The sequence below is a fragment of the Streptomyces armeniacus genome (assembly GCF_003355155.1).
Lineage (GTDB): Bacteria > Actinomycetota > Actinomycetes > Streptomycetales > Streptomycetaceae > Streptomyces > Streptomyces armeniacus.
This window is the reverse complement of record NZ_CP031320.1, coordinates 4274469-4296563: the sequence shown is the minus strand read 5'-3', so window position 1 is coordinate 4296563 and position 22095 is coordinate 4274469. Positions and strand designations below refer to the sequence as shown.

General features: G+C 72.7%; 14 protein-coding genes. 3 read left to right on the top strand and 11 right to left on the bottom strand.

Going from position 1 to position 22095, the window contains the following annotated elements; all coding sequences use genetic code 11:
- Positions 1-103: 103 nt before the first annotated feature.
- The 6 genes from serA to DVA86_RS18470 form a co-directional block, all read right to left on the bottom strand.
- On the bottom strand, positions 104-1693 hold the full coding sequence (serA, locus tag DVA86_RS18495; RefSeq protein ID WP_208879758.1) for a phosphoglycerate dehydrogenase: 1590 nt from the start codon (positions 1691-1693) through the stop codon (positions 104-106).
- A 283-nt stretch (positions 1694-1976) separates the two neighbouring features.
- A complete protein-coding gene (ilvC, locus tag DVA86_RS18490; protein WP_208879756.1) occupies positions 1977-2975 on the bottom strand; it encodes a ketol-acid reductoisomerase in 999 nt (332 codons plus the stop codon).
- 74 nt (positions 2976-3049) lie between these two features.
- Entirely contained in the window at positions 3050-3574 is a 525-nt protein-coding gene (gene ilvN / locus DVA86_RS18485; protein WP_208879754.1) for an acetolactate synthase small subunit, read from the bottom strand.
- A 19-nt stretch (positions 3575-3593) separates the two neighbouring features.
- On the bottom strand, positions 3594-5462 hold the full coding sequence (locus DVA86_RS18480; protein ID WP_208879752.1) for an acetolactate synthase large subunit: 1869 nt from the start codon (positions 5460-5462) through the stop codon (positions 3594-3596).
- A gap of 258 nt (positions 5463-5720) precedes the next feature.
- Positions 5721-8882: a putative bifunctional diguanylate cyclase/phosphodiesterase gene (locus DVA86_RS18475; RefSeq protein ID WP_208884869.1), complete on the bottom strand. Its 3162-nt coding sequence runs from the start codon at positions 8880-8882 to the stop codon at positions 5721-5723.
- 259 nt (positions 8883-9141) lie between these two features.
- Positions 9142-10122: a 2-hydroxyacid dehydrogenase gene (locus DVA86_RS18470; RefSeq protein ID WP_208879750.1), complete on the bottom strand. Its 981-nt coding sequence runs from the start codon at positions 10120-10122 to the stop codon at positions 9142-9144.
- Between the two features lie 73 nt (positions 10123-10195).
- On the opposite strand from DVA86_RS18470, the gene DVA86_RS18465 reads away from it, so the two are divergent.
- The 3 genes from DVA86_RS18465 (at position 10196) to DVA86_RS18455 (ending at position 12928) form a co-directional block, all read left to right on the top strand.
- Positions 10196-11191, top strand: a complete 996-nt coding sequence (locus DVA86_RS18465; protein WP_208879748.1) for an aldo/keto reductase — start codon at positions 10196-10198, stop codon at positions 11189-11191.
- Between the two features lie 220 nt (positions 11192-11411).
- Complete coding sequence (locus tag DVA86_RS18460) at positions 11412-12596, top strand: PQQ-dependent sugar dehydrogenase (RefSeq protein WP_425470862.1); 1185 nt, start codon at positions 11412-11414, stop codon at positions 12594-12596.
- A 98-nt stretch (positions 12597-12694) separates the two neighbouring features.
- Positions 12695-12928, top strand: coding sequence for a DUF6191 domain-containing protein (locus DVA86_RS18455; protein WP_208879747.1), 234 nt, complete (start codon positions 12695-12697; stop codon positions 12926-12928).
- A 31-nt stretch (positions 12929-12959) separates the two neighbouring features.
- Here DVA86_RS18455 and DVA86_RS18450 read toward each other — a convergent pair whose 3' ends face one another.
- The 5 genes from DVA86_RS18450 to gatB all read right to left on the bottom strand — a co-directional run bounded on the left by DVA86_RS18450 (position 12960) and on the right by gatB (position 22093).
- Positions 12960-16118, bottom strand: a complete 3159-nt coding sequence (locus DVA86_RS18450; protein ID WP_245996762.1) for a helix-turn-helix transcriptional regulator — start codon at positions 16116-16118, stop codon at positions 12960-12962.
- A 141-nt stretch (positions 16119-16259) separates the two neighbouring features.
- Positions 16260-16433 (bottom strand): hypothetical protein, encoded by a 174-nt coding sequence (locus DVA86_RS18445; protein ID WP_208879746.1) that lies wholly within the window; start codon positions 16431-16433, stop codon positions 16260-16262.
- A 144-nt stretch (positions 16434-16577) separates the two neighbouring features.
- Positions 16578-18863: an MMPL family transporter gene (locus tag DVA86_RS18440; protein ID WP_208879745.1), complete on the bottom strand. Its 2286-nt coding sequence runs from the start codon at positions 18861-18863 to the stop codon at positions 16578-16580.
- 227 nt (positions 18864-19090) lie between these two features.
- The gene (locus DVA86_RS18435; RefSeq protein ID WP_208879744.1) at positions 19091-20368 is read right to left on the bottom strand and encodes an AAA family ATPase; all 1278 of its coding nucleotides are present in this window, start codon (positions 20366-20368) and stop codon (positions 19091-19093) included.
- Positions 20369-20584: 216 nt separating this feature from the next.
- Positions 20585-22093: an Asp-tRNA(Asn)/Glu-tRNA(Gln) amidotransferase subunit GatB gene (gene gatB, locus DVA86_RS18430; protein WP_208879743.1), complete on the bottom strand. Its 1509-nt coding sequence runs from the start codon at positions 22091-22093 to the stop codon at positions 20585-20587.
- Positions 22094-22095 lie beyond the last annotated feature (2 nt).

Here is a 22095-nt window from a genome sequence, read left to right as displayed (position 1 = left end):
CGCCGCTCCCCCACATGCGGGTCCGGGCACGCGAAAGGGCCCGGACCAGGCGACGAAGCGCCGGTCCGGGCCCGTACGACAGCGGCCGCGGCCGCCGCCGCAGTCAGCCCTCCAGGTTCACGCTGCGGGCTGAGGTCGCGCCGATCTCGCCCGCGATCTCCGTCAGCACCGCCGCCGGAATCGTGTCGTCCACGGTGAGCGCCACCAGGGCCTCGCCGCCCACCGTCGCCCGGGAGACCTGCATGCCCGCGATGTTGATGCCCGTCTCGCCGAGGATGCGGCCGACCTGGCCGACCACGCCGGGGCGGTCGGCGTAGCGCAGGAAGGCCATGTGGTCCGCGAGCGCCAGGTCCACGTCGTGCTCGCCGACGGCAACGATCTTCTGCTGGTGCCGCGGGCCGCTCAGGGTGCCGGACACCGACACCTCCTCGCCGGTGCCGAGGGTGCCGCGCACGATCACGACGTTGCGGTGCTCGGGCGACTCGCTGGAGGTCGTCAGCCGCACCTCGACGCCGCGCTCCTGGGCGAACAGCGGCGCGTTGACGTACGACACCGTGTCGTCCACGACGTCCTCGAACACGCCCTTGAGCGCGGAGAGTTCGAGCACCTTCACGTCGTACTGGGTGATCTCGCCGTACACCTCGACATCGAGCCGCACCGCGACCTCGCCCGCCAGCGCGGTGAAGATACGGCCCAGCCTCTCCGCGAGCGGCAGCGCAGGCCGTACGTCCTCGGCGATCACGCCGCCCTGTACGTTCACCGCGTCCGGCACCAGCTCGCCCGCCAGCGCGAGGCGGACGGACTTGGCCACCGAGATGCCGGCCTTCTCCTGCGCCTCGCCGGTCGAGGCACCCAGGTGCGGGGTGCACACGACCTGGTCGAACTCGAACAGCGGGGAGTCCGTGCACGGTTCGGTGGCGTAGACGTCCAGGCCCGCGCCCGCGACACGGCCCTCCTTGAGCGCCGCAGCCAGCGCCTCCTCGTCCACGATGCCGCCACGGGCCGCGTTCACGATCCGGACGCTCGGCTTCACCTTGTGCAGCGCCTCGTCACCGATCAGCCCCAGCGTCTCGGGCGTCTTCGGCAGGTGCACGGTGATGAAGTCCGAGACCTCCAGCAGCTCGTCCAGCGACAGCAGCTTCACGCCCATCTGGGCGGCACGGGCGGGCTGTACGAACGGGTCGTACGCCACCACCTTCATGCCGAACGCCGACATCCGCTGCGCGACCAGCACCCCGATGCGGCCGAGGCCGACGACGCCGAGCGTCTTCTCGGACAGCTCGACGCCCGTGTACTTGCTGCGCTTCCACTCGCCGTTCTTCAGCGCCGAGTTGGCCTGCGGGATGTTCCGGGCCGAGGCGACCAGCAGGCCGCAGGCGAGCTCGGCGGCGGTCACGATGTTGGACGTGGGCGCGTTGACGACCATGACGCCCGCCTTGGTGGCCGCGGGCACGTCGACGTTGTCGAGGCCGACGCCCGCGCGGGCGACGACCTTGAGCTTGCGGGCAGCCGCCACGGCCTCGGCGTCCACCTTGGTCGCGCTGCGCACGAGGATGGCGTCGACGTCCGCGATGGCGGCGAGGAGCTCTGCCCGGTCGGCGCCATTGCACTGGCGGATCTCGAAGTCCGGACCGAGCGCGTCCACCGTGGCGGGCGACAGCTCTTCGGCGATGAGTACTACGGGCTTGCTCACTTGGGTCTCAGTCCTCACTTGTCCTGGGGGCGCCGCCCGTGCTGGCAGAGCTACGGGGAGAAACGGCCGCGTCCCGACGGCCGAAGGCGGTGGACGGTTGGCAGCCGCGTGGAGACGCACGACGCTGTGAGCCTGTGACGCGTATGTCCTGCAGTGTATCCACCAGCGGAAGGGCGCACCGGCGGTCCGGCGGATCCGCCGAGCGGGCGTGGCATGGTCCCGGCGCGGGCCGCACCCGGGCCGTCGGTGATCCGAGTGCGGCCCGCGCCGGGCGTGCCACCGCCTACTTGTCCTCGTCGACCCAGCTCATCAGCTTCCGCAGCTTCCTGCCGGTGGTCTCCAGCAGGTGGTCCTCGTCGGCCTTCTTGTACTCGTTGTACTTCGGCAGACCGGCGTTGTACTCCTTCATCCAGTTGTTCGCGAACGAACCGTCCTGGATCTCCGCGAGCACCTGCCGCATCTCGGCCTTGGTCTGGTCGTTCACGATCCGCGGGCCGGTGACGTAGTCGCCCCACTCCGCGGTCTCCGACACGGACCAGCGCATCTTCTCCAGGCCGCCCTCGTACATCAGGTCCACGATGAGCTTCAGCTCGTGCAGGCACTCGAAGTACGCGATCTCCGGCTGGTAGCCCGCCTCGACCAGCGTCTCGAAGGCCGCCTTCACCAGCGCCGTCGTGCCGCCGCACAGCACCGCCTGCTCACCGAACAGGTCGGTCTCGGTCTCCTCGGTGAACGTCGTCTTGATGACGCCCGCCCGGGTGCCGCCGATCGCCTTCGCGTACGAGAGGGCCAGCGCGAACGCCTTGCCCGTCGCGTCCTGCTCGACCGCGGCGATGCACGGCACGCCGCGCCCCTCCTCGTACTGCCGCCGCACCAGGTGCCCCGGGCCCTTCGGCGCCACCATGCACACGTCCACGCCCGCCGAGGGCGCGATGAAGCCGAAGCGGATGTTCAGCCCGTGCCCGAAGAACAGCGCGTCGCCGTCCTTGAGGTGCGGCGCGATCGACTCCTCGTACACCTTCGCCTGGATCGGGTCCGGCACCAGCACCATGATCACGTCGGCTTCCGTGACCGCTTCGGCGGGCGTGACCACGCGCAGGCCCTGCTCCTCGGCCTTCACCCGCGACTTGGAGCCCTCGTGCAGGCCCACCCGCACATCGACGCCCGAGTCGCGCAGCGACAGCGCGTGCGCGTGACCCTGGCTGCCGTACCCCAGGACGGCCACCTTGCGGCCCTGGATGATCGACAGGTCGGCGTCATTGTCATAGAACAGCTCGGCCACTTCGCAAATCTCCTTGTTTCAGATGTGGTGCTGCCCACCGTATGGCGAGCGGTGTTCGGAATGAGCCGGGAGTCTCAGGCGCTCCGGTCGAGCGCCCGCAGGGACCGGTCGGTGATGGAACGGGCCCCGCGCCCTATGGCGATCGTGCCGGACTGGACCAGTTCCTTGATCCCGTACGGCTCGAGCATCTTCAGCATCGCCTCGAGCTTGTCACTGCCGCCCGTGGCCTCGATGGTCACGGCCTCCGGCGACACGTCGACGGTCTTGGCGCGGAAGAGCTGGACGATCTCGACGATCTGGGAGCGGGTCGCGTTGTCCGCCCGGACTTTCACCAGAACGAGTTCACGCTGGACGGCGCCGCCGGGCTCCAGCTCGACGATCTTCAGCACGTTGACAAGCTTGTTGAGCTGCTTCGTGACCTGCTCCAGCGGCAGGTCCTCGACGTTCACCACGATGGTGATGCGCGAGATGTCGGGGTGCTCGGTGACGCCGACGGCCAGCGAGTCGATGTTGAACCCGCGCCGGGAGAACAGCGCCGCGATCCTGGCCAGGATCCCCGGCGTGTTCTCCACCAGGACGGAGAGTGTGTGCTTGGACATCTGACGGTGTCTCCGTTCCTCAGTCGTCGCTGTCGCCGAAGTCCGGCCGGACGCCGCGCGCCGCCATGACCTCGTCGTTGGAGGTGCCTGCCGCGACCATCGGCCAGACCATCGCGTCCTCGTGCACGATGAAGTCGACGACGACGGGGCGGTCGTTGATCGAGTTCGCCTTCTCGATCACCGCGTCCAGCTGCTCCGGGTCCTCGCAGCGGATGCCGACGCAGCCCATGGCCTCGGCCAGCTTCACGAAGTCGGGGACGCGGGTGCCGTGGGACGGGGTCTTGCCGTCCGCCTCCGGGCCGGCGTGCAGCACGGTGTTGGAGTACCGCTGGTTGTAGAAGAGCGTCTGCCACTGGCGGACCATGCCGAGGGCGCCGTTGTTGATGATCCCGACCTTGATGGGGATGTTGTTCAGCGCGGCGGTCACCAGCTCCTGGTTGGTCATCTGGAAGCAGCCGTCGCCGTCGATCGCCCAGACCGTACGGTCCGGCACGCCCACCTTCGCGCCCAGCGCGGCCGGCACCGCGTAGCCCATGGTGCCGAGACCGCCGGAGTTGAGCCACGTGGCGGGTTGCTCGTAGCGGATGTAGTGCGCCGCCCACATCTGGTGTTGGCCGACGCCCGCCGCGTACACGGTGCCCTCCGGGGCGAGCTGGCCGATGCGCTCGATGACCTGCTGGGGCGAGAGGGAGCCGTCGTCGGGCAGGTCGTAGCCCAGGGGGTACGTCTCCCGCCAGCGGTTCAGCTGGTTCCACCACTCCTGGTACCCGTCGGGTGCGCCCTCTTCGCCGCGGCGCGCCTCGTACTCCGCCTGCACCGCGACCACCAGGTCCGCGATGACCTCGCGGGCGTCACCGACGATCGGCACGTCGGCGGCCCGGTTCTTGCCGATCTCGGCCGGGTCGACGTCGGCGTGCACGATCTTCGCGTACGGCGCGAACGAGTCCAGCTTCCCGGTCACCCGGTCGTCGAAGCGGGCGCCCAGCGCCACGATCAGGTCGGCCTTCTGGAGCGCGGTGACGGCGGCGACCGTGCCGTGCATGCCGGGCATGCCCAGATGCTGCGGGTGGCTGTCGGGGAACGCGCCGATGCCCATCAGGGTCGTCGTCACGGGCGCGCGGGTCAGCTCGGCGAGGACCTTCAACTCGGCGGTGGACCGCGCCTTGAGCACGCCGCCGCCGACGTAGAGCACGGGGCGCTCGGCCGCGGCGATCAGCTTCGCGGCCTCCCGGATCTGCTTGGCGTGCGGCTTGGTGACCGGGCGGTAGCCGGGGAGGTCCTGCTGCGGCGGCCAGGAGAAGGCCGTACGGGTCTGGAGCGCGTCCTTGGCGATGTCCACGAGGACCGGGCCCGGACGTCCGGTGGAGGCGATGTGGAACGCCTCGGCGATCGTACGGGGGATCTCCGCCGCGTCCGTGACCAGGAAGTTGTGCTTGGTGATGGGCATGGAGATGCCGCAGATGTCGGCTTCCTGGAACGCGTCGGTGCCGATCGCGGCCGACGCCACCTGGCCGGTGATGGCGACGAGGGGCACGGAGTCCATGTGCGCGTCGGCGATGGGGGTGACGAGGTTGGTCGCACCGGGGCCCGAAGTGGCCATGCACACCCCGACCTTGCCGGTGGCCTGCGCGTAACCGGTCGCCGCGTGGCCCGCACCCTGCTCGTGCCGCACGAGGACGTGGCGGACCGTCGTGGAGTCCATCATGGGGTCGTACGCGGGCAGGATCGCGCCGCCCGGAATGCCGAATACGGTGTCGGCGCCGACTTCCTCGAGAGAACGGATGAGGGACTGGGCGCCCGTCATGTGTTCGACAGTGGCGGGCTGCTGATGCCCGCCGTTTCGGGCCCGCGGCTGCGGTTTAGGGGCCCCGGTGGCCTGCTCGGTCATCGTCTGTCTCTTCTCGGAGAGTGAGGGTTGACGCTCGTAGCGCGCGGTTGACGCTCGTTTCGCGCGGTCTGCGGTCTGGATAGCGGGTGGTGCTCGAGTGCTGGTGCAACAAAAAACCCCCCGTGCCGGATGGCAAGCGAGGGGAGCGCGCCGCTGGGGACGCGGGACTTCATGGGGTCCCGGTCAGCAGACGCGCTGTCCAAGTACGAGAATTCGGGTGCGCATGGCACTGACCTTCCTCCGGCAGGCCACAGGGTGTCAAGTGGGTGGGACAGTCGTCTCACTATTTGAGCGCAATGGGGGATGTGTCACAGGGTCGGGCCCGGACACTCCCCCGCGCCTGACCGGCAGCGATCCCGCCACCACGACCGAACGGCTGCCCGCCGCGCGCTCGGCGGCCACCCGGTCCGCCGCCACCCGTTCGGCACCGGCCCGTTCGGGCGCGGGGCGGTCGGCGGCTGGGCCGGCGGCGGCGCGGTCGGACGTGGAGCGGTCCGCGGCGGCCCGGTCCGCGCCGGCGGGCGCCGGCCCGTCGCCGGGCACGGGGAAGCCGCCGCGGGCCAGCGCCCGGCGCAGCCGGTGCTCGTCCAGCGCGCCGGAGAACGCCGCGCCCTGGCCGTGCGTGCAGCCCATCGCGCGCAGCACCGTGACCTGATCGGGCAGGTCCACGCCGTCCGCGATGGACATGAGCCCGAGGTCGCCTGCGATACGCAGCAACCCGGCGGTGATCTTGCGCAGCCGTACGGACTCGGCGATGCCGTCCACCAGGCCCCGGTCGAGGCAGAGGATGTCCAGCGGCAGCCGCCGGAGCGCGGCCATCGCGGCGTACCCGCTGCCGAACCCGTCCAGGGCGATGCGCACGCCGAGCTTGCGCAGGGCGTTCAGCCGCTGCTCCAGCTCGTCCAGCGGTATGCGCGGGTCGCTGTCGGACAGCTCCAGGATGAGCGAGCCGGGCGGCAGCCCGTGCCGGCCGAGCAGCTCCTCGACGCGGTTGAGCGCCAGCGAGCGGTCCGTGACGCGCCCCGCCGACAGCCGTACGGTCACCGGCGCCTCTATCCCCGCGCGGTGCCGGGCGGCGGCCTGCGAGACCGCCTCCTCCAGCAGCCAGCGGCTCATCTCGGCCGCCCGGTCGCCCTGCGGCTCGCCGCCGGCGCGGCCGCCGGCGCGGCCGTCGGCACGGAGGAACTCGGCGGGCGTGAAGAGGATGCCCTGCGCCGACCGCCAGCGCGGCTGCGCGGCGACGCCGGTGACGGTCCCATTGCCCAGCTCGACGATGGGCTGGTGGAGCAGCGCGAACTCGCCGCGGTGCAGCGCCCCGCGCAACTGGTCCGCCCGCTCGGTCCGTTGGGCCACGTCCGTCTGCATCTGCGGGGCGTAGAGCTCCACCCGCGCCTTGCCGGCCTGTTTGGCGCGGTACATCGCCAGATCGGCGTTGCGCAGCAGGTCGGCCGGGGAGATGCCCGGCTCGGCGAAGGCTACGCCGATGGACGCGGCGACCCGCATCTCGTTGCCCTCCACGCGGTACGGCTCGGACAGCGTGAGCCGGAGCCGGTCCGCGATCTCGCGGATACGGTGCTCGCGCGCGGCCGGGTCGCGCGGGCCCGGCTCGCCGAGGATCAGCGCCGCGAACTCGTCCCCGCCGAGCCGCGCCGCCGTGTCCCCGGCGCGTACGGACTCCTGGAGCCGGTGCGCGGCATGGATCAGCAGCTCGTCGCCGGCCTGGTGGCCGACCGTGTCGTTGACCGCCTTGAAGCCGTCCAGGTCGATGAAGAGGACGGCGGCCTCGCTGTCGCCGCCGCGGCGCCCGGAGAGCGCCTGCCGCACCCGCTCGGTGAACAGCGCCCGGTTGGGGAGGTCGGTCATCGGGTCGTGCGAGGCGTTGTGCTGCAACTGCGCCTGGAGTCTGACCCGTTCGGTGACGTCGCGGCAGTTGAAGATCAGCCCGCCTTGGTAGCGGTTGACGGTGGACTCGATGTTGAGCCAGTGCCCGGCTCCGTGCCGGAAGCGGCACTCGATACGGGTCGAGGGCTCCGCGCCGGGCGCGGCGGCGAGGAACCGGCGCACCTCGTGGAGCACGCGTGCCAGGTCCTCCGGGTGGATGAGCGCGGCCAGTTCGGACCCGATGAGCTCGTCGCTGTCCCGGCCGTAGACACCGGCGGCGGCGGGCGACACGTACCGCAGGGCACCAGTGGACGCGGCGATCATGATGACGTCGCTGGAGCCCTGCACCAGGGAGCGGAAGTGGTTCTCCTTGTGCGCCAGCTCCTGGGTGAGCGCGATGTTGTCGAGGAGCATGATGCCCTGCCGCACGACGAGGGCGAGCACGACCGTGCAGCCGGTGAACAGCACGACGCGGTCCAGCTCGCGGCCGTCCAGCGAGTTGTAGATGATCCCGAGGGTGCAGACCGCGGCGGAGAGGTACGGCGTGAGCGCCGCCAGCGAGCTCGCGATCGGACGCCCGTGGTGCGGTGTCGCCTGCCGCGCCTTCTCCTTGCCGGACATGCCGGCTTCGGGCCGTACGGGCGCGGGGGGCACCGAGCCGTCGCGGCGGCCGACCCAGGGCGCCCACGCCAGCAGCAGCGAGCCCGCGAACCAGCCTGCGTCCAGCAGGTGACCCGAGCTGTAACTCTCGCGCAGCAGCGGGAGGGTGAACAGCGCATCGCACAGCACCGTCAGACCGAGGGCGCTGACCGCCGTGTTGATGGCGGGCCGGCTGGTGCCGGCGCCCCGGAAGTGCAGCACGAGAGCTATGCTCACCAGCGCAATGTCGAGCATGGGATAGCCGAGGGTCAGCGCGGCGCGTGCCACGTTGCCGTCCTGCCAGGCGCCCGTGTGCGCCAGGGCGAGCGACCAGCTGAGCGTGAGCAGTGAGCCGCCGATCAGCCAGGCGTCCAGGCCGAGGCAGACCCAACCGGCCCGTGTGACGGGGCGTTTGGCCAGCACCAGCAGCCCGATCAGCGCGGGCGGCGCGAACAGCAGGAAGCAGAGATCGGCGGCGGACGCGGCCGGCACGGGCCGTCTGAGCACCACCTCGTACCAGCCCCAGATGCCGTTGCCGATCCCCGCCATGGCCGAGGAGAGGCCGAACAGGAACCAGGCGGGCCGAAAGCGGCTGCCGCGGTGCGTCTTCGCGTACCAGAAGCAGGACGCGGCGGCGAGCAGCGCCGAGGCGCTCAGCCCGAAGTCGCCCATGATGAGCGCCACCATCTCCGAACCCCAGCCGAACGCGGCCCCGGTGGCGTACGCCCCGCAGACGGCGACAAGCACGAGCTGCGGCACGGGACAGGCCCGCGCCTGTCCGTCCGCGCCGGCGTCGACTCGCTCGGCCCGCACCCGGAAGCCGAACCGGGAGCCGGGCCGCGCGCGGGCCTGCGCGCCCGTGCCGGGCCGGGCCTGGCGGGACCCCAGCTCCGTCCGCATGTCGGTCCGCCCCCAGCAGCTCTGCCGCGGAGTCGCTCCTTCAACGCTCATCGCACCCCCAGCAGGACGGCGGGCGCCGCACGGGCTCGCGGTGCACGTCGCACGGTGCGTGCCGCTTCCGGCGGATAGTCCTTTGGCCGCGCATTCGCCCGTCGCCCCCCTCGTGTCCTGGTTTCGCCCCGGTCGGGACGATACACCAGTTGGTCACACACCGGAATAGGTTCGATACAGACCGTGACGACCAGGGATAATGCCCCACTCAGTCCGCGACGGCGACCACATTCCCGACCGGATCGCCCGCCGCCCAGAGGTTCAACTGCCGCCGCAGCAGCCGCTTCGCGCGGGGCCGCAGCGCCGTCGTGGCACCGCCCACATGCGGGCTGATCAGGGCACCCGGGGCCTGCCAGAGCGGATGGCCGGGTGGCAGCGGCTCCGGGTCGGTTACGTCGAGCGCCGCCCGCAGCCGCCCGCTCTCCAACTCGGCGAGCAGCGCCTTCGTATCCACGACACCTCCCCGCGCGACGTTGACGAGCACCGCGCCGTCCTTCATCCGGGCGAGGAAATCCTCCCCCGCCAGGCCACGCGTGTCCGCCGTGAGCGGGGTGCAAAGGATCACGACGTCGGCGCACGGCAGCAGTCGGGGTAGCTCGGTGAGCGCGTGCACTCCGCCGCGCGCCGTCGTACGGGACGTACGTGCTACGCGCAGCACCTCCTCCACCTCGAAGGGGACCAGGCGGTCCTCAATCGCGCTGCCGATGGATCCGTAGCCGACGATGAGCACGGTCCGGTCGGCGAGCGCCGGATGGACGGCCTGCCGCCACTCGCCGTCCTGCTGGGCCCGCACGAACTCCGGGATCCGGCGGAGCGAGGCGAGCGTGAGGGCGAGGGCCAGCTCGGCGGTGCTGGCGTCGTGGACGCCCCGCGCGTTGCAGAGCCGGGCGCCCCGGGGCAGGTCCGGCAGGGCGGGGGTGACATGGTCGACGCCGGCCGTGAGAGTCTGCACCACCCGCACACCCGTCATGTGCCGGAGGGGGCGTACGGAGACTTCGGGACCCTTCATGTACGGCACGACGTAGAAGGCGCAGTCCGCCGGGTCGGCGGGGAAGTCGGTGTCGCCGTCCCAGTGGTGGTAGGTGAGGGATTCCGGAAGGCCGTCGATCTCGTCGGCGGGGATCGGCAGCCATACGTCCGCGGCGGCCCGTGGCGCGGTTCCTGCGGGGCCGGTTGTTGCTGAAGCCATGGCCCGAGGCTATGCGAAACGCTGTCAGAGGCACCCGTTACTTTGGGGACCTCGCGGGAGGGAGCACGTCCAGGTGGAGCGCAGGACTGTTGGTGCGGCGGCACTCGGAGTGGGGGCGATCGGGCTCGGCTGCATGCCGATGAGCTGGGCGTACTCCGCGTCGGAGCAGGACGGCGAGTCCTCGCTGCGCGCTGTCCACAGGGCGCTCGACCGCGGCACGACGCTGCTGGACACGGCCGACATGTACGGCCCGTTCACCAATGAGCTCCTGCTCGGCAGGGTGCTCAAGGAGCGCCGTGCGGACGCGTTCGTCGCCACGAAGGGCGGGCTGCTCGCCGGCGAGCAGCACATCGTGGCGAACGGCCGGCCCGGGTACATACGGCGGGCCTGCGACGCGTCGCTGCGCCGGCTCCAGACCGACTGCATCGACCTCTACCAGCTGCACCGCGCCGACCCCGAGGTGCCCGTCGAGGAGACCTGGGGCGCGATGGCCGAGCTGGTCTCCGCCGGGAAGGTGCGCGCGCTGGGGCTGTGCGCGCTCGGAGCGCGCGCCGACCGGCGTACGGGCGCGTCGATCCACGCGACGACGCTGCGGCAGCTGGACCGGGTGCAGCAGGTGTTCCCGGTCAGCAGCGTGCAGGCGGAGCTGTCGGTCTGGTCGCGGGAGGCGCTGGACGGGCTGCTGCCGTGGTGCGAGGCGCGCGGGGTGGGCTTCCTGGCGGCGATGCCGCTGGGCAACGGTTTTCTGACCGGCACGCTGACGCCCGGCGGCGGCTTCGAGCCGGACGACGTACGGGCGCGGCACCCGCGCTTCACGGCCGAGATGATGGCCGCGAACCAGCCGATCGTGGCGTGCCTGCGTCGGGTCGCCGAGCGGCACGGCGACGCCACCCCGGCCCAGGTGGCGCTGGCCTGGCTGCTGGCGCAGGGGCGGCACGTGGTGCCGGTGCCGGGCACCAAGAAGGAGACGTGGGCGGCGGAGAACGCGCGCGCCGCGGACCTCGTGCTGGCGGCGGATGACCTGGTGGAGATCGGCGCGCTGCCGGACGCCCAGGGCTCGTGGGACTGAGCGGGCCGTACGGGCCGCGCGTACACATACCTGCAAAGGCGCGGTTCCGGTACGGGTCACGGGTACGGGTCCCGGCTTCGGGTTCCGGTACGGGCTCGGGCGGGCGGATCCCGTTGCGGGCTCGGGCTGATGTGATGTGCTGAGAGGAACGGGTTCGGCCCGTCGTGGCGTGAGTTCTCATGCCTCGGTGGGGTGTTGGCGATTTCGGGAGGCGCTGATCGTGCTCAGGCATCCGCTGGCCGTACGGCCGGTCCGGGCGGCCGTCGTGACGCTCGTGGCGGGGTCGCTTTTCGCGGCCGGCTGCTCGTCGGACGGGGGCTCCGGGGACGGTTCGGAGAAGGAGTCGCGCATGCCGTCGGCGAGTGGCGAGGGCTCCGACGGTCCGGGCGGCAGCGCGAGCGGCCCGCCCCCGAAGGGCTCCGTGAAGGTGGAACGCACTGTCGCGACCGGACTCGACTCGCCCTGGGGCATGGCCCCGCTGCCGGACGGTGACCTGCTGGTCTCCTCCCGTGATTCGGGGAAGATCCTCCGGGTGGACGGCGAGAGCGGCAAGAAGACCGAGCTGGGCTCCGTGCCCGGCACGGCGCCCGGGGGCGAGGGCGGCCTGCTGGGCATCGCCGTCCCGGCGGGCGACGACGACATGGTCTACGCGTATCTGACGACGGCGTCCGACAACCGCATCGTGCGGATGCTGTACGACCCGCGGAAGAAGCCCGGCGGCCAGCTCGGCGCGCCCGACACCGTCTTCAAGGGCATCCCGAAGGGCTCGATCCACAACGGCGGCCGCATCGCGTTCGGGCCGGACAAGATGCTCTACGCGGGCACGGGCGAGGCCGGCGACCGCGAGCAGTCGCAGGACAAGGACTCGCTGGGCGGCAAGATCCTCCGGATGACACCGGACGGCGAGCCGGCCGGACACGGCAGCCCGGAGCCGGACTCGGTGGTCTACAGCTACGGGCACCGCAACGTGCAGGGCCTGGCCTGGGACGCGGACAAGCGGCTGTGGGCGTCCGAGTTCGGCCAGGACACCTGGGACGAGCTGAACCACATCCGGCCCGGCCGCAACTACGGCTGGCCGGAGGCCGAGGGCAAGGGCGGGGGCGACGGGAAGTTCACGGACCCGGTCGAGCAGTGGGACGTGGCCGACGCCTCACCGAGCGGCATCGCGGTGGCGAAGGGCTCCGTGTGGATGGCGGGGCTGCGCGGCGAACGGCTCTGGCGCATCCCGCTGAACGGCACGAAGCCGGTGGCCGGGCCGCAGGCGTTCCTGGAGGGCGAGTACGGGCGGCTGCGTGCGGTGGTCTCGGACGGCGGCGACGGGCTGTGGGCTGTGACGAACGAGACGGACTCTCGGGGCACACCGGAAAAAGGGGATGACCGTATCCTGAAGCTGAAGGTGAGCTGACACGGCGGAGCCGTTCCGCGGGCTCACCGGCGCGGTCGCCACCGCGCGCCGATCCGCTCCGCGCACCGTCCGCGGGCGGCGGGAAGAGGGGTCAGACGATGCTCGGTCCGGTCGATGAGCTGTTCAACCCCGCCGCCAAGCACGCCGACGACGAGCGGGAGCGGCTGGAGCACACCCGGGTCGTCGAGGGCGACCACGGGCCGGGGTGCGGCCCCGTGGACCTGGAGTCGGGGCGCATCCTGATCGTCCCGCAGCGGCAGGACGAGGCCGTCCTGCCGGCACGGCCGCGGGTCGAGGGCGCGCCCGAGGCGGACGAGCGCCGCACGGTCTGAGCCGCGGCCGGTTCGTACGGCCTGGGTCGCGTCAGCCGGTCGCCCCCGCACCTGCCTCCTCGACCAGCCGCAGCCGGTGCGCCATGGCCGCCGCCTCTCCGCGGCCCGTGACGCCCAACTTGGCCAGGATGTTGGACACATGCACGCTCGCTGTCTTCGGCGAGATGTACAGCGCCTGGGCTATCTGCCGGTTGGTGCGCCCGTCGGCGACCAGGCCCAGCACATCCCGTTCGCGTGCGGTGAGGCCGAAGACCTCGGCCGGCCCGGCCGCACCGCCGGCCGTGTCCGGCGCCGCGGCCCTCTCACCGCCGTCCGCCGTGGCCCCTGCCGCGCGCAGGTCGACGCGGGCCCGCGCCGCCAGCTGCTCGCACTCCTCCCGCAGCGGTGCGGCCCCGAGCCGTACGGCCACCGCGTGCGCCGCCGCGAGCAGCTCCGCCGCCCTGGCACGCGCGTCCGCCGCCGGCGGCCCGCCCGCGGAGGGGCCGGCGCCCGCGCCGGACAGCAGCGCCTCGGCCCAGCCGCACCGGGCCTGCGCCAGCTCGTGCGGCCGCTCCAGCGGCTCGAACTCCGCGACCGCCTCCGCCCACTTCCCCGGGTCCGACTCCCCCGCCGCACGCGACAGTTCGGCGGCGACCAGCCGCGCGTACGCCTGCCATACGGGCACGGGGTGCGGCAGCCGGCGGGCCGCCGCGCGGATCCGCTCCAGCGACGGCGCCCGCCCCGCCTCGGCGGCGGGCAGCCCGCGGAGCCGGGACTCGATGGCGGCCGCGGTGTGCAGCAGCGGCCACAGGTGGCTGTGCATGCCCTGTGGGAAGTCCAGATCGGTCTCGGCGACCCGTGCCAGCTCCGCCCGCGCCTCCTCGTACGCGCCCCGGCGCGCGGCCAGTGCCATCGTGAAGTGGTGCAGGGGGATGTCGCTCTGCGGCTGGCGCAGCCGCGGCGTGTGCTCCCGCACCCGCGCGTACGTCTCCTCCAGCGCCGTGAAGTCGCCGCGGCCCAGGGCGAGCTGGCCGGCCATCAGGTCCTGCCAGCCGCGGGTGACGGGCCAGGCCGCGAGGCGGCGCGCTTCCTCCAGCTTCGCGGCGGCTTCGTCCCAGCGGCCGAGTGAGCGCAGCGACTCGGCCTGGTTCCCCAGGGCGAACGCCTGCTGGTCACGGCGGCCGTGCTCGGCCGCTCTGCGGGCGCCCCGCGCCGCCTCCGCCACCGCCTCGGTGGAGCGGCCGACCAGCTCCAGCTCCGCGGCGAGGTTGACGTCGGCCCGCACCACGAGGGAGTACGCGCCCGTCTCCAGTGCGCGGGCGCGGGCCGTGGCGATCTCGTCGAGGCCGGCCTCGATGTCGCCGGAGTGCACCATCAGCACGCCCAGCGTGATCCGCGCGCTCATCTCCGTGTCCTCGGCGCCCACCACGCGGGCCAGTTCGACCGCGCGCTCAGCCGTGGCCAGTGCGTCCCTGCCGGGCGCGTGAATCATGCCCCAGCCGGCGGCGGCCGTCAGCACGGCGGCGTGCACGGGGGACGGTGCGAGGCCGCGGACCAGCTCCTGGGCGCGGCCGATCTCGTCCCAGCCGTCGCCCCGTCCGAGGGCGTCCTCGACCAGCGAGCGCTGCGTCCAGAACCAGGCGGCGCGCAGCGGGTCCGCGCGCTCGTCCAGCAGGTCGAGGGCGCGTCTGGCGATGGCCATGGCGCGCTCCATCTCGCCGCCGTAGCGCGCGGCGACCATCGCCTCGGCCAGCAGGTCCATGAAGCGGAGCGAGTCCTCGGCGGGCTCGCTGCCGCAGGCCGGATAGACCTCGGCGTGGTCGATGGGCCGCAGCCGGGCGCGTACGTCCTCCGGGACCTCGTCCCACAGCTCGATCGCCCGCTCCAGCAGCTGGTGCTGCTCGGCGTACGCGTGCTGGGCGCGCGCCTCCACCGAGGCGGCCAGCACGGCGGGCAGGGCCTTGGCCGCGTCCCGTCCGCGGTACCAGTGGTGCGCCACCCTGGTCGCCCGCACCTCGGCACGTACGAGCCCGGGGTCGGCCTCCAGCGCCTGTGCGTAACGCCGGCTGAGCCGGGCGCCCTCGCCGGGCAGCAGGTCGTCGCTGACGGCCTCGCGCAGCAACGCGTGCCGGAAGCGGTATCCGCCGTCGGGGCCGACGTCCTCGGCGGGCACCAGCACGTTCGCCCCCACGGCGGCGCGGAGGGCATCCAGCAGCTCGGTCTCGGGCAGCTCGCAGACGGTGGCGAGCAGCGCGTGCTCGACCTTCGAGCCGCCCTGCGCCGCGACCCGTACGACATGCTGCGCCGTCTCCGGCAGCGCCTCGACGCGGACCAGCAGGAGGTCCCGCAGCGTGTCGCTGATGCCGCAGGTGGCGCACGTCTCGGTGAGCTCCTCGACGAAGAAGGGGTTGCCCTCCGACCGTTCGAAGACGCTGTCCACGAGCCCGGCGTCGGGCTCGTCGACGCCCTGTATCCCGGCCATCTGGGCGCGCACCTCGCCGCGGCTGAGCCGGGGCAGCTCGATCCGGCGGACGGTGCGCAGCCGTTCGTGCTCGGCCAGGAAGGGGCGCAGCGGGTGCCGACGGTGGATGTCGTCGGCGCGGTACGTGGCGAGCAGCACCAGCCGGGACGACTGGACCGAGCGGTAGAGATAGCCGAGCAGCTCGCGAGTGGAGCGGTCAGCCCAGTGCAGGTCCTCGATGGCGAGGACCAGGGTGCGATCGGCGGCGAGCCGCTCCAGCAGCTGGGCGGTGAGCTCGAACAGCCGCACGCGGCCGTTCCCTTCGTCGTACGCCTCCCGGAACGCGGGCAGTTCGGGGGCGTCACGCGGGGCGAGGTCGGGCAGCAGCCGGGCCAGCTCGGCCTCGCGGCCCGGGATGGCCGCCGACAGGGCGGCGCCGCCCAGGGTGCGGTGGAGCGAACGGAGCGCGGTGGCGAAGGGCGCGAACGGCAGTCCGTCCGCGCCGAGCTCCAGGCAGCCGCCGAGCGCGGTGACCGCTCCGGCGTCCCGCGCCGCCGACAGGAACTCCTCCAGCAGCCGCGTCTTGCCGACCCCGGCCTCGCCGCCGACCAGCACGGCCTGGGGCTCGCCCGCTGCGGCGCGGGCGAGCCCGTCAGTGAGGGCGGCCAACTCCTCCGTGCGGCCTACGAAGACCGGGCTGACGGCGGTTCTGTTCTCCACGCCGGACAGCATGACACCGGCCACTGACATCAGTGCGGGGGTATTTCCCGCCGGCGGCCCCACCGGCGGGACTACCGGCAGCCCCGTCTGCCGCCCCACCGGACCCGCCTGCGCCACTGCCGACGTCACCGCTCTCGCCCCCGGCACCCTTCCCGGCACCTTCCGGCCGCCTTACGCGGCTCTGGCCCACCGGACGCGGTGCCGTCTCACCCGCCCTTCCGCTTCTTCCTCGCGCCGCTGCCGCCTGCCCTCGTCGACGGCCCGCCGCGCACGCCGCTCGGCGCCGGCCTCACGGCGCAGGTCGTCGATCTTCAGCAGGTGCGCCCGGTACTCGTTCTCGTACATCGCGGTCTCCCTCGAGAGTGGCGGGGCGCGTCCCCTGACGCGCTCCCTTGATGCCTCCACTCTCGTCGTCGAGGAGGGTCCGCCACATCGGGAGACTGACCGGTCTTCCTGGTCAGCGGGGCCTTAGACGCGCAGCCGTACGCCTTAGGGACCGGGCGTACGAACGTCCCCGCGCTGCTCCGGGACAAGGCCCCCTGCCGCGGTGTCCGCGGCGGAGTCCCCGTCAGCGGCCGCGGGCACCGCCGCAGGCACCGGCACCGGTTCCGGCTCGATGCTGAACCGCGGCAGCCGGCGTTCCAGCCAGCCCGGCAGCCACCAGTTCGCGCCGCCCAGCAGGTGCATCAGGGCGGGCACGAGCAGGGTCCGCAGCACGAACGCGTCCAGGGCGACGGCCACGGCCAGCCCGATCCCGAACATCGCGATGATCCGGTCGCCGCTGAGCACGAACGCGCCGAAGACCGCGATCATGATGGCCGCCGCCGAGTTGATGACCCGGCCCGTCTCCGCGAGCCCGACCCGTACGGCCCGGCGGTTGTCCCCGGTCAGCCGCCACTCCTCGTACATCCTGCTGACCAGGAAGACCTGGTAGTCCATCGAGAGCCCGAACAGCACCGCGATCATGATCACTGGCAGGAACGGTTCGATGGGCCCCGCGCCGCCCAGGCCCAGCAGTCCGCTGCCCCAGCCCCACTGGAACACGGCGATGACGACGCCGAACGACCCCGCCACCGCCAGCACGTTCATCACCGCGGCCTTCACCGGGATGCCGATGCTGCGGAACGCGACCAGCAGCAGCACCGAGCCCAGCGCGACCACCACGCCCAGGAACAGCGGCAGTTTGCCCAGGATCACGGTCGCGAAGTCGTCGTAGCTGGCGGTCAGTCCGCCGACCCGTACGTTCAGCGTGCTGCTCTCCGTCGCCTGCGGGACGACGTCGGCGCGCAGCCGTTCCACCAGCCGGGAGGTGGCGCGCGCCTGCGGGGAGGTCTCCGGGACGACGGTGATGACGCCCGTGTCGCCGCTGCCGTTCAGCGTCGCGTCGGTCACCGCGGCGACCCCTTTGGTGCCGCGCAACCGGTCCGGCAGGTCGTCGAAGGCGAGCTTGCCGGGAGCGCCGTCGATCTCCGCGACGAGCGTCAGCGGGCCGTTGGCGCCCGGCCCGAAGCCGTCGGAGAGCATGTCGTACGCCTGCCGGGTGGTGGCCGTCGCGGGCCCGTTGCCCTGGTCGGACGTGCCGAGGTGGAGGCCGAGCACGGGCAGCGCCAGCACCGCCATCACGGCGGCGGCGACGCCGCCCAGCAGCTTGGGGTGCCGTTCGAGGAACGCCGACCAGCGCGCAGTACGCCCGCCGCCCCCGCCCTCGGCCGCCTCCGTGTGCCCGGCGGCCAGCCGCGCGCGCTCGCGGCGGCTCAGCGCCCGCATGCCGATGGCGCCGAGCAGCGACGGCAGCAGCGTGACCGAAGCCAGTACGGCGAGCACGACGGTGAGCGACGAGGCGACGGCCACGCCGTTCAGGAAGTCCAGCCGCAGCACCAGCATGCCCATCAGGGCGATGCAGACCGTCGCGCCCGCGAACACCACGGCCCGGCCCGCCGAGGCCACCGCGCGCTCGGCGGCGACGGCCACGGGCAGCCCCTGCTTCAGGCCGCGCCGGTGCCGGGTGACGATGAAGAGGGCGTAGTCGATGCCGACGCCCAGCCCGATCAGGGTGCCGAGCATCGGCGCGAAGTCGGCGAGCGCCATCGCGTGCCCGAGCAGCCCCGTCCCGAGGTACGCGGTCCCAACGCTCACCAGCGCGGTGACCAGGGGCAGCAGCATCGCGGCGAGCGATCCGAACGCCAGCAGCAGCACCACGGCCGCGGCGGCCACCCCGACCAGCTCGCTCAGATGGCTCGTCGTGCCCTCCGTGAGCGCGACGCCCGCGCCGCCCAGCGCGACGTCCAGCCCGTCCACGTCGTCGGCGGCGGCACGCGCCGTGGCCACCACGGCCCCCACCTGGGCCTTGTCGAGGTCCTCGGCGGGCTCGGCGAAGTGCACGGTGGCGTACGCGGTGCTGCCGTCGTCGCTGATCCGGCCGCCCGCGGCGCCCGCCCCGTACGGGCCGGTGACCTGGGCGACGCCCGGCAGCTCCGCGATCTCGTCGAGGGCCTCGCCCATACGGTGCTGTACGGGACGGTCCGTGACGTCGCCGCCACCGCCCCTGCCCCCGTCCGCGTGCCATACGACGGTGCCGCTGTCCCCCGCCTGCTGCGGGAAGCCCTCGCTCAGCAGCTCGCGCGCCTCCACGGACTCGGTGCCGGTGACGCCGTAGTCGTTGGAGTAGACCGCGCCCGCGGACAGGACGGCGGCCCCCGCTCCCGCGAGCGCGGCGAGCCAGAGGGCCACGACGACGAGGCGGTGGCGCAGACACCACCGGGTGAGACGGGCCATAAGCAGCTTTCTGGGCTTCCCCGACCGCTACGGGGGTCGTGCCGTGGTCTTCCGGGCAGTCCCTGACCGGAAGAACGCCTGCCGACGAAGCCGGCAATGGGTGGCAGCCTGTCAGCGAACGGAGATCGTTCGGGCGTTTCGTGCCGATCCTCACACGGCAATTTGTTCACATCCGGGGCCGCTCGGCCGTGTACGGACCGACCACGGCGTACGTGAAAAGCGGCTCGTCAGACGACCGTCTGCCCCATCTGTTCGAGCAGCAGCCGTACTTGCTCCGTGGAGACCGTCTCGCCGGGGTCCTCGCCCGGACGGCGCTCCCGCAGCGGGTGCGCCCGCGTCACGGTCGGCCCGGCGGGGCGGCCGGGGTCCGCGAGCGCGGCCTGCTCCAGGAAGACGAGGTTCCCGGACATCTCGTGCCGCAGTGCGGACAGCAGCGCCGGCGAGTGCGTCGTGGCGAGCAGCTGCCGGAAGCCGCGTACGTGGGCGGCGCGGCCGGGGATGTCTGCGTAGTCGTCGACGCCGTGCCGCAGCAGCCGTACGAGCTCCGCGAGCGTCGTCGGGTGCAGGCCGTTCTCCAGCTCCTCCACCGCGAGCAGTCCGGCGCGCGCGTCGTCGCGCCAGGCGGCGAGCAGGGCGAGCACCCGCAGCGTGCCGCCGGCCAGCATGGGCGGGGACGTCCAGCCGAGGTGGCGGACGCGTACGTCGAAGTCGTACTCGCCGCGCCGGTCGTCGAACAGCGGCCGGATACCGGATGATTCGGGCACCAGCGCGGCCAAGTTCTGCTCCAGCCCCTCCTGTCCCTCCGTGCAGAGCCGGTGCAGTACGGCGGCGAGGTTGCTGCCGTCCGCCAGCAGCGGCGCCATCTCGCTGCCGCCGGACGCGCGGCGCATGGCCGCCGGGTCGAGGGTCACGGGCTGCCATGTCTCGCACTCGCGGTGCAGCAGCTCCAGCAGTTCGCCGTCGCCCTGCCCGTTGACCACCGGGCCGTGGCCGGCCGAGGGGGCGTGCGCGCCGTCGAGCGGCACCCAGTCCGTACCCGTGCGCCGTACGAAGCTCTCGCGCGCCTCCGCGAGCGCCGCCCGCAGCTCCGTCGGGAGGCCGAGCCGCCGCATCCAGCCCGTACGCTCCATGCTGCTGACCCACACGCTGCCGCGCAGCAGCGGAGCCGCCCCCGGCGAGCGCGGCGCCTCCGCGCGCTCCACCTCCAGCCAGACGACCATCGGCAGCGGGCCGTCGGCGGACGGGACGATCATTCCGACCTTGATGCTCATGACGGCGGCGGTACGGCCGTCTGCCCGGTGGAAGAGGTGGCGCGGCGCGAGGGGCGTGTCCGCGCCGGGCGTGACGGGGAAGCCGGTGGCGACCGTCTGCCGTACCAGGTCGAGGGCGCCGAGCAGGTTGGACTTACCCGCTCCGTTCCCGCCCACCAGGATCGTGCACGGCTGCACGTCCAGTTCGAAGCCCAGGAAGGACTTGAACCCGTCGATCTCGATACGGGTGATCATGATTCCCGCCTCCCCGGCGCGGCCCTGCGTACGGATGTGCCGGAGGCAACGGTAGTCGGAAGCGTGCCGTCCCGTCAGACCCCGCGCGGGGGGAACACGCTGGTGCGGGCAACGGGTACGGAAAAGGGCGGCACCACCACCGGCGGTGCCGCCCTTCCTCGCGTGCGGCGTCTCAGCGCGTACGGCCCCTGCGAACCGTACGGCCCGTACCGCGCGTCAGCCCTCGACGCCCAGCTTCTCCAGGATCAGTTCACGCACCCGGGCCGCGTCCGCCTGCCCGCGCGTGGCCTTCATGACCGCGCCGACGAGCGCGCCCGCCGCCGCTACCTTGCCGCCGCGGATCTTGTCGGCGACCGCCGCGTTCTCGGCGATCGCCGCGTCGACGGCCGCGCCGAGCGCGCCCTCGTCCGAGACGACCTTCAGGCCGCGCTTCGCGACGACGTCGTCCGGACCGCCCTCGCCCGCCAGCACGCCCTCGATGGTCTGCCGGGCCAGCTTGTCGTTCAGCGAGCCCTCCGCGACCAGTTCGCAGACGCGCGCCACCTGCTCGGGGCTGATCGGCAGCGCGGCGAGCTCGACGTCCTCCTCGTTCGCCCGCCGGGCCAGCTCGCCCATCCACCACTTGCGGGCCTGGTCGGCCGGGGCGCCCGCGTCGATCGTGGCGACGATCAGGCCGACCGCGCCCGCGTTCAGCGCGGACTGCATCTCGAACTGCGAGATGCCCCACTCCTCCCGCAGCCTGTTGCGGCGCAGCCGCGGCAGCTCCGGCAGGCCGGCGCGCAGCTCCTCGACCCACTCGCGGGACGGTGCGACCGGTACGAGGTCGGGCTCCGGGAAGTAGCGGTAGTCCTCCGCCTCCTCCTTGACCCGGCCCGAGGTGGTGGAGCCGTCCTCCTCGTGGAAGTGGCGGGTCTCCTGGACGATCGTGCCGCCCCCGCCGAGCACCGCGGCATGCCGCTGGATCTCGAACCGGGCGGCGCGCTCCACGGAGCGCAGCGAGTTGACGTTCTTGGTCTCCGAACGGGTGCCGAACCGCTCGGTGCCCTGCGGCCGCAGCGACAGGTTCACGTCGCAGCGCATCTGGCCCATCTCCATGCGGGCCTCGGAGACGCCGAGCGCCTTGATGAGCTCGCGCAGCTCCGCCACGTACGCCTTCGCCACCTCGGGCGCGCGGGCGCCCGCGCCGGTGATCGGCTTGGTGACGATCTCGATCAGCGGGATGCCCGCGCGGTTGTAGTCGAGCAGCGAGTGCGAGGCGCCGTGGATACGGCCCGTCGCGCCGCCGACATGGGTGGACTTGCCGGTGTCCTCCTCCATGTGGGCGCGCTCGATGTCGACCCGGAAGACCTCGCCGTCCTCCAGCTGGACGTCCAGGTGCCCCTCGTACGCGATGGGCTCGTCGTACTGCGAGGTCTGGAAGTTCTTGGGCATGTCCGGATAGAAGTAGTTCTTCCGGGCGAAGCGGCACCACTCGGCGATCTCGCAGTTCAGCGCGAGGCCGATACGGATCGCGGACTCGACGCCGGTCGCGTTGACGACCGGCAGCGAGCCGGGCAGTCCCAGGCAGGTGGGGCAGGTCTGGGAGTTCGCGTCGGCGCCCAGGCCGGTGGAACAGCCGCAGAACATCTTGGTCCTGGTGCCGAGTTCGACGTGGACCTCGAGGCCCATGACGGGGTCGTAGGAGCTCAACGCGTCCTCGTACGACACCAGTTCAGTGACGGTCACGG

Bases quoted from the DNA above. Each gene is read 5' to 3' on its own strand.
- DVA86_RS18435 (WP_208879744.1), bottom strand. From the start codon at position 20,368: ATGATCACCCGTATCGAGATCGACGGGTTCAAGTCCTTCCTGGGCTTC.
- DVA86_RS18445 (WP_208879746.1), bottom strand. From the start codon at position 16,433: ATGTACGAGAACGAGTACCGGGCGCACCTGCTGAAGATCGACGACCTG.
- DVA86_RS18480 (WP_208879752.1), bottom strand. From the start codon at position 5,462: ATGACCGAGCAGGCCACCGGGGCCCCTAAACCGCAGCCGCGGGCCCGA.
- DVA86_RS18475 (WP_208884869.1), bottom strand. From the start codon at position 8,882: ATGCGGACGGAGCTGGGGTCCCGCCAGGCCCGGCCCGGCACGGGCGCG.
- DVA86_RS18455 (WP_208879747.1), top strand. From the start codon at position 12,695: ATGCTCGGTCCGGTCGATGAGCTGTTCAACCCCGCCGCCAAGCACGCC.
- DVA86_RS18440 (WP_208879745.1), bottom strand. From the start codon at position 18,863: ATGGCCCGTCTCACCCGGTGGTGTCTGCGCCACCGCCTCGTCGTCGTG.
- DVA86_RS18450 (WP_245996762.1), bottom strand. From the start codon at position 16,118: ATGTCAGTGGCCGGTGTCATGCTGTCCGGCGTGGAGAACAGAACCGCC.
- DVA86_RS18470 (WP_208879750.1), bottom strand. From the start codon at position 10,122: ATGGCTTCAGCAACAACCGGCCCCGCAGGAACCGCGCCACGGGCCGCC.
- ilvN (WP_208879754.1), bottom strand. From the start codon at position 3,574: ATGTCCAAGCACACACTCTCCGTCCTGGTGGAGAACACGCCGGGGATC.